Source organism: Bacillus sp. JJ1533 (assembly GCF_036965045.1).
In the GTDB taxonomy this organism is placed as follows: Bacteria; Bacillota; Bacilli; order Bacillales; family Bacillaceae_L; genus Ferdinandcohnia.
Genome location: NZ_JBALOV010000026.1, coordinates 54,176 through 66,249 on the forward strand (window position 1 = coordinate 54,176; position 12,074 = coordinate 66,249).

General features: G+C 39.1%; 14 protein-coding genes. 6 read left to right on the top strand and 8 right to left on the bottom strand.

Annotated features, from left to right (window positions below):
* Positions 1–64 precede the first annotated feature (64 nt).
* Positions 65–991: a VanW family protein gene (locus tag V7138_RS13555; protein WP_335398180.1), complete on the top strand. Its 927-nt coding sequence runs from the start codon at positions 65–67 to the stop codon at positions 989–991.
* A gap of 82 nt (positions 992–1,073) precedes the next feature.
* Positions 1,074–1,991: a ketopantoate reductase family protein gene (locus tag V7138_RS13560; RefSeq protein WP_335398182.1), complete on the top strand. Its 918-nt coding sequence runs from the start codon at positions 1,074–1,076 to the stop codon at positions 1,989–1,991.
* A 201-nt stretch (positions 1,992–2,192) separates the two neighbouring features.
* Here the strand turns inward: V7138_RS13560 and V7138_RS13565 are convergent, their stop codons facing one another.
* Entirely contained in the window at positions 2,193–2,633 is a 441-nt protein-coding gene (locus V7138_RS13565) for an OsmC family protein (RefSeq protein ID WP_335398184.1), read from the bottom strand.
* Between the two features lie 158 nt (positions 2,634–2,791).
* Here V7138_RS13565 and V7138_RS13570 point away from each other — a divergent pair, with 158 nt between their 5' ends.
* Positions 2,792–3,718: an alpha/beta hydrolase gene (locus V7138_RS13570; RefSeq protein ID WP_335398186.1), complete on the top strand. Its 927-nt coding sequence runs from the start codon at positions 2,792–2,794 to the stop codon at positions 3,716–3,718.
* Positions 3,719–3,806: 88 nt separating this feature from the next.
* On the opposite strand, the gene V7138_RS13575 is transcribed toward V7138_RS13570, so the two are convergent.
* From V7138_RS13575 to V7138_RS13590, 4 genes are all read right to left on the bottom strand, one after another.
* A complete protein-coding gene (locus V7138_RS13575) occupies positions 3,807–3,896 on the bottom strand; it encodes a YjcZ family sporulation protein (protein ID WP_335398188.1) in 90 nt (29 codons plus the stop codon).
* Between the two features lie 130 nt (positions 3,897–4,026).
* On the bottom strand, positions 4,027–5,433 hold the full coding sequence (pepV, locus tag V7138_RS13580; RefSeq protein ID WP_335398190.1) for a dipeptidase PepV: 1,407 nt from the start codon (positions 5,431–5,433) through the stop codon (positions 4,027–4,029).
* Positions 5,434–5,510: 77 nt separating this feature from the next.
* Positions 5,511–6,383, bottom strand: coding sequence for a sulfite exporter TauE/SafE family protein (locus V7138_RS13585; RefSeq protein WP_335398192.1), 873 nt, complete (start codon positions 6,381–6,383; stop codon positions 5,511–5,513).
* A gap of 86 nt (positions 6,384–6,469) precedes the next feature.
* Positions 6,470–7,381 (bottom strand): RluA family pseudouridine synthase, encoded by a 912-nt coding sequence (locus V7138_RS13590; RefSeq protein ID WP_335398194.1) that lies wholly within the window; start codon positions 7,379–7,381, stop codon positions 6,470–6,472.
* A 475-nt stretch (positions 7,382–7,856) separates the two neighbouring features.
* On the opposite strand from V7138_RS13590, the gene V7138_RS13595 reads away from it, so the two are divergent.
* Positions 7,857–8,258 (top strand): DUF5365 family protein, encoded by a 402-nt coding sequence (locus V7138_RS13595; RefSeq protein WP_335398196.1) that lies wholly within the window; start codon positions 7,857–7,859, stop codon positions 8,256–8,258.
* Positions 8,259–8,325: 67 nt separating this feature from the next.
* On the opposite strand, the gene V7138_RS13600 is transcribed toward V7138_RS13595, so the two are convergent.
* Positions 8,326–8,805: a thioredoxin family protein gene (locus V7138_RS13600; protein ID WP_335398198.1), complete on the bottom strand. Its 480-nt coding sequence runs from the start codon at positions 8,803–8,805 to the stop codon at positions 8,326–8,328.
* Between the two features lie 2 nt (positions 8,806–8,807).
* Positions 8,808–9,248 (bottom strand): disulfide oxidoreductase, encoded by a 441-nt coding sequence (locus V7138_RS13605; protein WP_335398199.1) that lies wholly within the window; start codon positions 9,246–9,248, stop codon positions 8,808–8,810.
* A gap of 185 nt (positions 9,249–9,433) precedes the next feature.
* Here V7138_RS13605 and V7138_RS13610 point away from each other — a divergent pair, with 185 nt between their 5' ends.
* Complete coding sequence (locus tag V7138_RS13610) at positions 9,434–10,090, top strand: HAD family hydrolase (protein WP_335398201.1); 657 nt, start codon at positions 9,434–9,436, stop codon at positions 10,088–10,090.
* A 55-nt stretch (positions 10,091–10,145) separates the two neighbouring features.
* Here V7138_RS13610 and V7138_RS13615 read toward each other — a convergent pair whose 3' ends face one another.
* Complete coding sequence (locus tag V7138_RS13615; protein WP_335398203.1) at positions 10,146–10,391, bottom strand: HPr family phosphocarrier protein; 246 nt, start codon at positions 10,389–10,391, stop codon at positions 10,146–10,148.
* Between the two features lie 162 nt (positions 10,392–10,553).
* Here V7138_RS13615 and glpK point away from each other — a divergent pair, with 162 nt between their 5' ends.
* Entirely contained in the window at positions 10,554–12,044 is a 1,491-nt protein-coding gene (glpK, locus tag V7138_RS13620) for a glycerol kinase GlpK (RefSeq protein WP_335398205.1), read from the top strand.
* Positions 12,045–12,074 lie beyond the last annotated feature (30 nt).

The following is a 12,074-nucleotide window of genomic DNA, read 5'->3' on the forward strand; positions in this document are numbered from 1 at the left end:
TTTGTTACCTTTTTTTAATATTTGTAACATTGTCCACAACAATTAAATTATGGGAGAGAGTAATTTGAAGAAAACAACATTGCCATTATTATTAGGTGTTTTATTAATGAGTGGGTGCAGTCTCATTGAGAAGAAAGAACCAGTGAGTGTGGAGCTGCATCAAGTTGCACCTGTTGAAACGATTGAAACAAAGCAAGTGATGGACACCCGGGAAGTTTCAATAATCGATCCTCGTGATAACAGTGTCATCGAAGTTCTGAACCGAGATGAGTTCCAAACGGAGGAAGAATTAAAAGCGAAGGCAGTCCAATTAGCAAGTGATTTAGCAGCGACAATTGATCGTCCAATGAAACCTGTTAAGCTAAGTGCTAATGGAGAATTGCAAGGCGGGGAAAGTCAAATGATTTTAAAGGAAGATGAACTAGTTACTAGAATACTAGATGATTCCGTTTTTAATAAACAAGTCGTTCTTCCAATTGAGGAGACCAATCCAAATGTAACAGAGGATCAAGTTCAAGGCATTAATGAAGTTGTCCTCGGAAGCTTTACAACCTATTTTGATCCGTCTGTAACAGGAAGAAACTTTAATATTTCAAAGTCAGCATCTGAAGTGAACGATGTTGTGTTAGGGCCTGGCGATCGTTTTTCTTTTAACCATGTGGTTGGAAATGGCTCCAAGGAAAATGGATATGCACTTGCAACTGTTATTATTAATAAGGAATTTGTCCCAGGATATGGGGGAGGAATATGCCAGACGTCAAGTACTCTTTATAACGCAGTTGCAAAAGCTGGACTTGAAATCATTCAGCTTCATCACCATTCAAAACCAGTGGGCTATGTTCCGCTAGGGCATGACGCAACAGTTGCATACCCATATTTGGACTTTAAATTTGCGAATAATCGTCCATATCCAGTTGTATTGAAAACAATTGTAAATGCTAGTTCAATAACAGTCGAAGTCCGTTCAGCTGCTAATTATGTATCTAATTAAATCATCGTTTAGGAGGTCAGCGTTGCTGGCCTTTTTTCTGTTATAATATTGATAGATTTCAAATGAAAGGGGTTGCAATACTTTGAGATTACTAGTTGTAGGGGCAGGGGCAATTGGCGGCTATTTCGGAGGACGTCTACTTGAAAAGGGAGAAGACGTAACCTTTTTAGTTCGTGAAAAAAGACAAAAACAATTACAAGAGCATGGACTTCAAATTAAGAGTATCCATGGAAATGTGACATTTCAGCCGAAGACAATTAAGTCAGGTGAAGAAGCGGGACCTTTCGATGTGATTATTGTTTCAACTAAGCAATATCACCTTGAGGGCGCATTACATAGTATTGAACCATATGTGGGGGAAGACACGATGATTCTGCCACTATTAAATGGCTACAGTCATGTGGATGTTTTAAAGTCTAAATTTAATCCAGAAAATGTAATAGGCGGAGTATGTTTTATTGAGTCAACCTTGGATTATGAAGGAAAGATTGTTCAGACAAGCCCCAACCACCGAGCTCTATTTGGGGAATTTACGGGGGAAAGAACAGCCCGCATTTTAAAACTAGCAGATGTGATGTCTGGAACGAAAACAAATATTCAATTAAGTGACAATATCATTCGTGAAATGTGGCATAAATACATGTTCATCACGGGATTTTCAGGCGTTACAACTCTAATGAGATCACCAATTGGTCCGATTCGTGAAGAGGAGAATGGCCAAAAGCTTATTCTAAACCTATTCAAAGAAATCGGTTCTGTGATGAGGGCAATTGGTGCACCAATTGATGAAGAGATTGAGGAAAAACATGTAAAAACTACGAATCAAATGACATTTGAAATGAAATCCTCGATGCAGCGTGATATGGAAAAAGGGATGGATATAGAGGCTGATCAACTACAAGGCTATTTATATAAAATTGCCCGGGAAAAAGGCATCGAAACGCCATTATTAGAAGTCATTTATTCAAACTTAAAGGTATATCAAGCGCAAAGAGGATGAATTGGAAGAAAGGCAGTGTGTGAACACACTGCCTTTTTGTTTTATGGTTATTAACCGGGCGTTGATGGTCGTTATTTGGATTCTATGGTCAATAGCGGGCTTGCTATGGCCGTTATAATAATTCTATGGTCGTTAACAAAATTCCGGCAAAAAACACCTCTACTGAGAATGTGCATCTTAGGTTAGAGGTGTACTAAAACATTACCCAACCACTTTAACAACAGGTTCAACCATAACCTCCACATTGCCTTTCAATGTTTGCGAGATGAAGCAAGCTTTTTCTGCGCGATGAGCAAGTTGAATTAATCTTTCTTGTAACTCATTGTCCGCGTTCTTTACAAAAATAACGGGTTGATGAACAATTTTTTCAAAGATAAGGCGCTTTCCGTCCTTGCCTACTATTCCTTCTGTTTCCACTTCGAGGTGGGTATACTCGATCTCACGATTTGACAGGATGGCAGAAAGGGTAAGCATATAGCAATTTGTAGCGGCAGCAATTAGCAATTCCTCAGGATTAGCCCCGATTCCAGGTCCATCAAGCTGCTTTGGAGCAGAGACTGCTGTTTGGAACCCATCCGTCGTAATCGTACCCTTCCCATTTCGATCTCCAGTCCAGGTACCTTTCACGATAAAAGAACTCATCTTGTTCATTCCCCTCATCAAATTTTCTAGCAACCTACTTCTATTATATGCACATAAAATGGAAACACGAAAGAGATTTATCTGAAAATAGTGAATACCTCTCCTCTATCTTAAACATAATTTTCAGAATATAATAGACGTAAAAGGAGGTTGTGGTGATGACGTGTACCGATCTTACATTTTCAACTGATGATGGCGTTACGATTTTTTATAAAAAGTGGGAAAGTCCCGAGGCCATACGAAAAGGAATTGTTCAAATTGCCCATGGGATGGCAGAGCATATTGAACGCTATGATTTATTCGTAAAGTCACTAATAAAAGAAGGATATATTGTGTATGGAAATGACCATCGTGGCCACGGGAAAACAGGTACTAACGCTAACTTATTGGGATTTTTTGCAGAGGAAAATGGGTTTGATCTCGTAGTTAAAGATATGCTTCAGCTCACCGATATCATTCAAAAGGATCACCCCAACGTGCCGATTTTTTTATTCGGGCATAGCATGGGCTCCTTTTTAGCACGACGATATATACAAACACATGGTGACAAGCTTACAGGTGTCATTTTATCGGGAACAGGCGGAGACCCTGGTCTGATTGGAAAGGTTGGAATAAGAATAGCCCAGCTTGAAATGAAGCGAAAAGGGAAGAAAGCGAAGAGTCCGCTTATGAACAAGCTTACGTTCGGTAGCTATAATAAAGCTTTCAGTCCTAATCGTACCGAATTTGATTGGCTATCAAGAGATGACAAGGAGGTAGACAAGTACATTCAGGATCCTCTTTGTGGCGGAATTTTTACGGCTGGCTTCTTTTACGATCTTGTTGATGGAGTAGCAAAAGTAAATAGTCATAACGCAAATAAAAACATTCCGAAAGGATTACCGATGTACTTTATTGCTGGTGATAAGGATCCGGTCGGGAACTATTCAAAAGGGGTTCTTAAATCTGCGGATATGTATAAAAAATTAGGAATCAAGGATGTAACCGTTCAACTCTATGAAAATAGTCGTCATGAAATTTTGAATGAACTTAACAAAGAGAAAGTTTACAAAGATGTGATCAATTGGTTAGATACGAAAATATAAAAAAGGTGCCTCAAGGGCTTTCGCCTCTGAAACACCTTAAGAGGAGATATTATGGGATACGCGGTGGATTTCGCTTAAAACCTATCGATTAATAGACATAAGAAACTCCTACAATGATTAATAGGATAAATAGAACTACAATTAGCGCAAAGCCACTTCCGCCTCCACTATAGCCCATATGGAGCACCTCCTTTTTCTAAAGATACTATATGGTATGAGAGGATAGCAAATGTGAAATGGACAGACATGGAGAAAAGGAAAAAGAGGTTCAAACCTAGTTGTGCAGGAGAGAACCTCTATTCGATAAATTATAGATTGCCTAACCGATAGATAGCATGAGCATAGATAGCGGTTGCCTTTAACAAGTCATCAATTTCGATGTATTCGTTTTTTTGGTGAGCCGTCATTGGTTTTCCTGGAAATACGGCCCCAAAAGCGACCCCATTTTTCATAAAACGTGCATATGTAGCACCACCAGTTGTTAAAAGTGTAGGCTCTTCACCGGTTTCTGTTTCATATACTTCCTGAAGCGCCTTAACCAATGGTGAATCTTTCGCAACATGATGTGGTTCCTTTGAAGCAAGGGAAGTAATTTTAAAGGAATAGGATTCGACTGTTTTTGTTAATTTTTCAATAGTTGCCTCATAATTCGTCTCAACCGGGCAACGAATATTTAAGTGAATCTCAGCAATTTCATCCTTCTCAAATTTAAAAATTCCAGCATTCACTGTAAGTGAGCCGGTAATCTCATCCGAAAACTCAATCCCTAACCCTTCACCTTTGAACTGGTTATAGAGCGTTTCGTATATGAATTGGATATAATGATTGGCGCTAGCTTCAAATGAATATTGCTGTAGGAACGAAGCTAAAAGTAAGGCAGCGTTCACCCCTTTATGAGGCTCCATCCCATGAGCGGAAGTTCCGACTATCTTCAGCATGGTTTGGTCTCCGTCTTGTGAATAGGAATAGGCCACTCCTTTTTCCTTACAGTATTTCAAAAAGCTTGGAACGAGTGTAGCGTCTTGACCGATAATGTTAGCCTCAGCCACATCTGGCACCATATTCCCTTTTTCACCAGACATAAAAGAAAGAAGTGAGAAATCTCCCTTATCGTCACTTGATACATTCTGAAGTCCTAGCTTAACATTGATTTGTCCTTTTTCAGCATGAATGATTGGAAAATCGGCATCAGGTGCAAAGCCAGCTAAAGGAGCTTTTTCAACTTCAACATATTTTTTCATGCAGCTCATGCCACTTTCTTCATCAGTGCCAAAAATCATACGAATATTGTGTTTTAATGGAAGACCGAGCTCTTTCACAATTTTGAGTCCATAATAAGCTGCTATTGTTGGGCCTTTATCATCAATGGCTCCTCTTGCATATAATTTTCCATCACGAATCGTTGGTTCAAATGGGGGCGTTGTCCAATCACCCGTTGCTGGAACAACATCCAAGTGACAAAGGATACCAATGTAATCATCGGCCTTAGCAGGGCTATATTCTGCATAACCTACCATACCATCAATATTTGTAGTTTGAAATCCAGCAAACTCAGTAATCGAAAGCATGGTTTCCAACGCCTCACCAATTTTATCACCCATCGGACGATTTTTTGTTTGGCTGTTAAGATCCTTCACACTTTCGATGCGTAAAATGGTTTGTAAATCGCGTAGTAAATCATCTTTTCGCTTCAATACTTCATCATAAAAATTCATCATGTCACCTCAAACAGATTCATTATTTACATTATATACTAAAAAACACCATCCTTTACATACTAGGGATGGTGTTGTTATCCAACTTCTTTTTCCTTGAAACGAATTTTCAAAGTATGAAGTAAGAAATGTGAAAGCATATATAAGCAGTAGGTAAATAGAATGAGTAAACCGACAAAATCTAAATGGAAAAGCTTAAATAAGAGACTCACTCCGGTTGCGATATAGAGCCCAGCTAAAAACATGCGAACTTGTTTATCCTCATATACATTCGTAACCCTTGCACCAAGCTGACCGCCAACAAGGGCACCTACAATCAGGCTTCCGATAACTCCATAATCAAGTTCAACGGTTGATGCGTAGGTTGCAAAACCAGCCACAACAATCATGAATACACTAAGCAAGCTTGTACCAACCGCATATTTTGGTTGAAACGCAAGCACGCCCATTAACAATGGAACAATTATAAAGCCACCGCCTACTCCTAATACCGTTGAAATAAAGCCGGCGAATAATCCGATTAATACAATTTTTACATAACCATATTTTGATTTCCTAGCTGATTGCTCCTTACCAGGAGATTTGCTTAATAATATTGAAATTGAAAAATATAAGGTAAGTGCTAAATACATCAATGGAATGACGGTGTTTTCCAGTTGATATTTTCCAAGAAAAATAACAAATGGGTGTGCTAGCTGTGTGGCTACAATCCCACTTATTCCAATAATAATGGATGTCTCCCATTTAATATGCTTTAGTCGAAGATGTGCTCCTACTCCGGAAAGGGAGGTAGCAACTGTATATAATAAGCTTGTCGCAATTGCGATCACTGGAGAAAAGCCCATTAGGATTAAGGTTGGTGTAAGAATAAACCCTCCGCCAATTCCAAAAAAGCCGGACATTACTCCAATACCAAGACCTAATATGACGTAAATAAGTAAGTCCTGCAATGGCAAACTCCTTTCCTTATTCACTTCTATCTTCTAAGTATACATGAAAATAACATTTCCCGCATGTGTACCAGTCCTAAGCTAAATTAGACCGGCAGATTTTCAAAAATGGGTGGGACATCTAAGAAAGGTGCCTCACATATGATTTTTTCATTTGTGAACGGATGTTCCAAACTTATTTGCGCTGCATGTAGGGCCTGTCGCGGAAAAATAGGTTGTCCACCATATATGCTATCTCCTGCAAGTGGGTGGCCAAGATGGCTCATATGTACACGGATTTGATGAGTTCTACCTGTTAAAAGTTCAAGCTCTACTAAGGACAATTTTTTATTAGAAAACGTTTGAAGAACCTTAAATTTGGTAATTGCTTTTTGCCCTGTTGGTGACACTCTTCTGCGAGTTGGATGATGACGATCTCGACCAATGGCGGCCTCGATTGTTCCTTTTTTTTGTTTGATGATTCCGTGCACTAAGGCAAGATAGGTTCGTTTGATTTCCCGATTTTCAAGCCGACGATCTAAAATCGCTGAAGCTAGTTTGTGCTTAGCAAAAATAACTGCCCCGGTTGTATCGTGATCAAGGCGATGAATATGACGCACCTTTGTTTGAACACCGTTGGCTTGAAAGTGATAGGCTACCGCATTAGCAAGTGTACCAAGCTGGCCTTCTTCGTTGGGATGCGTGTCCATTCCAGAAGGTTTGTTGGCGATTAGAAGATGGTCATCCTCGAATAAAATTTGTAACTCTGGTACATAATCTGGCTCGACACCAAAATCCTCCTCGATAAAAAGCCGGACTTGCAGTTTGTCATTGTGCATGAGTGACGTGGTCCATGGTTTATTTTCACCTTTAAGCTTAACGCCTTTTTCCATCCGCAAATGATGAAGCATTTGCTTCGGCACAGTCCAGACCTTCTTTAGCACATCCTCAATTGTCATACCTTCCCAGTCTTTAGGAATCGACACCTCAAACCATTCGCCAAAACGTTTCGTTAACATATGATAACCTCATTTTTAAAATTTTGTAAAGATGAACCCGTTGAATAACAATTTGAATAAATAGAGTGAATTCCTCTGTACAAATTGTCTTGTTAAAAAGTATATCCAATCCACGAAATGAAAGAAAGAGAAAGGTGGATATTAAGGAAAGACTTACCGTACCAAAAACAAAGAATCCTATGTTATTCTAATCTTAACTTTATTCACCGTTCATCTACTTTTTCTATAAGTTGGGATGAATGTAATCGTCTATTATTCAGTACGGATTCAATCCTTGACTGAATAAAGGTAAAGCCTCCGGCGGATGCCACGATTTTTCAAAGGAAATTTTTCGAGCACAAGAAGATCAAAGACTAAGAACGCCACTTCCTGTGGCAACGTCTTTGTGACCCACTTCGTGTGGGCCTAAAAAAATCGGGCGCAAATACGCCAAGGCGCATTTGATAATAATGGAGATAAAAGGGTGGGTTTTACATTGAAAATTGTAGTAGCATCAACTCCGGAGCAAGAACTTCACATTACGGAGCTAATCGATTACATGTATTCTTCCATCTTTCCAATCTATTTCGAAGATGAGTATATTGGGAAACTAGAAGAATGGAATGTGTTAGCGCCAAAAGAGGAAGACGTCTACTATAATCGAACATTGGATAAGGCTTTTAAAGTCATCTCAAGTCTACAAGCGATTATTGCAGTCCTAGAAACAATTCAAGAAGAGGGCTACCAGGAATGCCATGGGGAAATTTTTGCCAGGAATGTACAAATTTTAAATGATTATGGTTATTTGTTTCCTTTTACCATTGAGGAATTTCAACGTGTGAACAACCCGGAAGTATTAAGTAAATATGCAAAGCCTGCGAATCAATATTTGGCTTAATACATAAGGTAGTCGTTGCCTTAACGTACAAACATCCCTGCTCAATCATTCGAGCAGGGATTTCCTTTTATTTGGAACTTGCCATTGCACTTTCGAACCATGTTTTAAATTCATTATGGTCCTCGTGGTATCCAACAAGACGTGAAACTTCCTCACCATTTTCAAAGTGAATTAAAGTTGGTGTATATTCGATACCATAATCTTTCCAGCCTTCTTCAAACTCTAGAAGATTGTATTTCTTTAAATCAAGTCCCATTTCATCAACCATTGGAACGATGACTGGCGTTGTATTTTGACAGTGTGAACATGTTGGACTGTAAAAATAGACAGTCATACTTTCACCATTTTTTAGCTTAGTTTCTAATTCGTCAGGTAATATTTGATTTCCATAGTTTGGGTCGTCTAGCTGGGCAAGTGTCGCTGGATCTAATTTATCTTTACCGTACGGATTCCCTTCTGCTTTTTGCTTGTTTTGAGTAGTTGATACATAGGCAAGCGCACCAAAGAGAACAACGATAATGGCTGTAAAAATAATAATCTTTTTCAAATCTATTTCCCTTCTTTCAACTTTTTTAATGTGATAAAGCTAGTTATCGCAATGATTGTAAAACCAATTAAGGCTAAAAAAGGAATCGTCACAAAGCCGAACCAGTTAATATACTGGCTTGTACAAGGCACAATTCCACAAGCAAGTGAATTCTCACCAACTGTAGGTACCTTTTGAACTAGATAATGGTAGATTGAAATGGAGCCACCCATTATAGATAGTATAAAAGTATAAAGTGCGATAGAGTAGTTCTTTTTAGCAATCCCAATACCCAAAATGATGACAAGAGGGTACATAAAAATTCGCTGGTACCAACATAGTTCACATGGTACGAATTTTTGGATTTCTGAAAAATAAAGACTGCCAAGAGTGGATATTAATGCGGCTGCAAAAGCAATAAATAAATAGGTCTCCAGCATTTTTTCTTTTGTTTTAGAATTCATCGAATCCCTCATTCCACATAAGTATACTCAAAATTATAGTATCACTACAGGAGATTGTAAAATGCAAAATCTTGATTTGAAGATATTTTTGTGAACAAAATGTGACAAAGTTAAGTGTAGAAAAATGGACTTTGCTGCGTAATTCCTTATAATAGGAGGTGGATTAGTAGGAAGGAGATGATTTTTTGATAAAAGCAGTTATTTTTGATTTCGACGGGTTAATTTATGATACAGAAACGAATGAATACAATGTGCTAAATGAAATATTTCAAGAGCATGGTTCCGAGCTTCCAATGTCTGTATGGGGCAAGGTCATTGGAACTCAAGCGGGATTCAATCCTTTCTCATTTTTAGAAGAACAAATTGGGAAAAGAGTAGACCATGAGTTACTCACCGAGCAAAGACATACTCGGTTTCAGGAACGTATGAAGAATGAGGGGGCACTGCCTGGAGTCGAAGAGTATCTATCGGCGGCAAAGAAGGCAGGCTTAAAAATAGGACTAGCATCAAGCTCCGATTATAAGTGGGTTTCCACTCATTTAAAAAATCTGTGCTTATTTGATTACTTTGAGTGCATTCGTACTTCAGATGATGTTGAAAAGGTAAAACCAGACCCCACTCTTTATTTAGAAGCAGCCAAATGCTTGGGTGTGCAACCAGAGGAATGTCTGGTTTTTGAAGACTCCGCCAATGGAGCACTTGCAGCGAAACGTGCAGGAATGTACTGTGTGATCGTACCGAACCAGGTTACGAAGGATTTAGATTTTTGTGAAGTGGATCATCGATTGGAATCGATGGCGGCGGTTCAATTACATGAACTTATTGAAAAAATTAAAAAGTAACCATCAAAAAACCACGATTCATATCAAAACAGATATCAATCGTGGTTTTCTTCAATTAAATAAATGTCTTAAGCCATTCAAATGCTTCCTCTTCATCCGAACCTTCAATTCGAACCGTAAGGATTTGTCCTTCACGGATACCTGCACCCATTAAACCTAAAATGCTTTTAGCATTATAAGATCTATTTTTTAGATGAAATTCAACATCACTCGTATATCGGCTTAAGTTCTGAACTAATTTCCCGGCTGTTTTCGCATGTAGGCCATCCTTGAGCGTAACCGTCACTTCTTTTTCAATCAATGCATTGTCACTCCTTACAAGATTTTTTTAAAAAAGACCATTACTACATTTATTCAGTGAAAAAGATTTTAGACCTGAATAAAAATTGCTCTTCTAGGTAGCAAAAAATATGTAAGCGTGTTAATTTTTATGTAAGGATAAGTTTTTAGGGGGGCTAATCAGATGGAACAATACATACTTTCGCTGGATCAAGGTACCACAAGTTCTCGTGCTATTTTGTTTAATCAAAAAGGGGAAATCGTGCATGCTGCACAAAAAGAGTTTACACAGATCTTTCCTCAGCCAGGCTGGGTGGAACATAATGCAAATGAGATATGGGGCTCAATATTAGCAGTGATGGCTTCGGTCCTATCCGAAGCAAATGTAAAGCCAGAACAAATTGCAGGGATTGGGATTACGAACCAACGTGAAACCACAGTTGTGTGGGATAAAGAAACAGGTCAGCCGGTGTATCATGCGATTGTTTGGCAATCCCGTCAAACAGCAGGTATTTGCGAGGAATTAAAAGAAAAAGGCTTAAATGAAAAGTTCCGAGAAAAAACGGGTCTACTGATCGATGCCTATTTTTCAGGTACAAAAGTAAAATGGATTTTAGATAACGTCGAAGGTGCGCGTGAAAAAGCGGAAGCGGGCAAGCTCCTATTTGGAACGATTGACACATGGTTAATTTGGAAGCTTTCGGGTGGAAAAGCGCATGTTACGGATTATTCAAATGCCTCAAGAACATTAATGTATAACATTTACGAATTAAAATGGGACGATGAGCTGTTAGAGTATTTAACCGTTCCAAAGTCGATGTTGCCCGAGGTTCGTCCTTCATCAGAAGTGTATGCGACGACAACGACATATCATTTCTTTGGTCAAGAGGTACCGATAGCCGGTGTAGCGGGTGACCAGCAGGCAGCACTTTTTGGCCAAGCATGCTATGAACAAGGTATGGTGAAAAATACCTATGGCACAGGCTGCTTTATGCTAATGAATACAGGAGACCAAGCCGTACCTTCTAAACATGGATTGTTAACAACAGTTGCATGGGGCATTAACGGGAAAGTTGAATATGCTTTAGAAGGAAGTATATTTGTTGCGGGCTCAGCGATTCAGTGGCTTCGCGATGGGCTTCGGATGTTTAATGATGCTAAGGATAGTGAAGGTTATGCGGTGAAGGTTGACTCAACCGATGGTGTCTATGTTGTTCCGGCATTTGTAGGACTTGGTGCACCTTATTGGGACAGTGATGTCCGTGGAGCCGTATTTGGCCTTACACGCGGGTCTTCAAAGGAGCATTTCATTCGTGCAACCTTAGAGTCACTGGCATACCAAACAAAGGATGTCTTAACTGCCATGGAAGCTGACTCAGGCATTTCCTTGAAGAAATTGCGTGTCGATGGTGGAGCTGTTAAAAATAACTTCCTAATGCATTTCCAAAGTGGCATTTTAGGCGTACCGGTCGAACGTCCAGTCATAAATGAAACAACCGCATTGGGGGCTGCTTATTTGGCAGGTCTTTCTGTTGGCTTTTGGAAGGATCAATCTGAAATATCAAATAAATGGGCAATTGACCAAACTTTTGAACCAAAAATGAGTGAAGAAAAACAAGAAGAATTATATAACGGCTGGAAAAAGGCAGTACAAGCGACTATGGCATTTAAATAATGGGTGTGCTATCATAAAGATAAGTTAATA

Bases quoted from the DNA above. Each gene is read 5' to 3' on its own strand.
- V7138_RS13565 (WP_335398184.1), bottom strand. From the start codon at position 2,633: ATGAGTTCTTTTATCGTGAAAGGTACCTGGACTGGAGATCGAAATGGG.
- V7138_RS13575 (WP_335398188.1), bottom strand. From the start codon at position 3,896: ATGGGCTATAGTGGAGGCGGAAGTGGCTTTGCGCTAATTGTAGTTCTA.
- pepV (WP_335398190.1), bottom strand. From the start codon at position 5,433: ATGAATTTTTATGATGAAGTATTGAAGCGAAAAGATGATTTACTACGC.
- V7138_RS13570 (WP_335398186.1), top strand. From the start codon at position 2,792: ATGACGTGTACCGATCTTACATTTTCAACTGATGATGGCGTTACGATT.
- V7138_RS13590 (WP_335398194.1), bottom strand. From the start codon at position 7,381: ATGTTAACGAAACGTTTTGGCGAATGGTTTGAGGTGTCGATTCCTAAA.
- V7138_RS13605 (WP_335398199.1), bottom strand. From the start codon at position 9,248: ATGAATTCTAAAACAAAAGAAAAAATGCTGGAGACCTATTTATTTATT.
- glpK (WP_335398205.1), top strand. From the start codon at position 10,554: ATGGAACAATACATACTTTCGCTGGATCAAGGTACCACAAGTTCTCGT.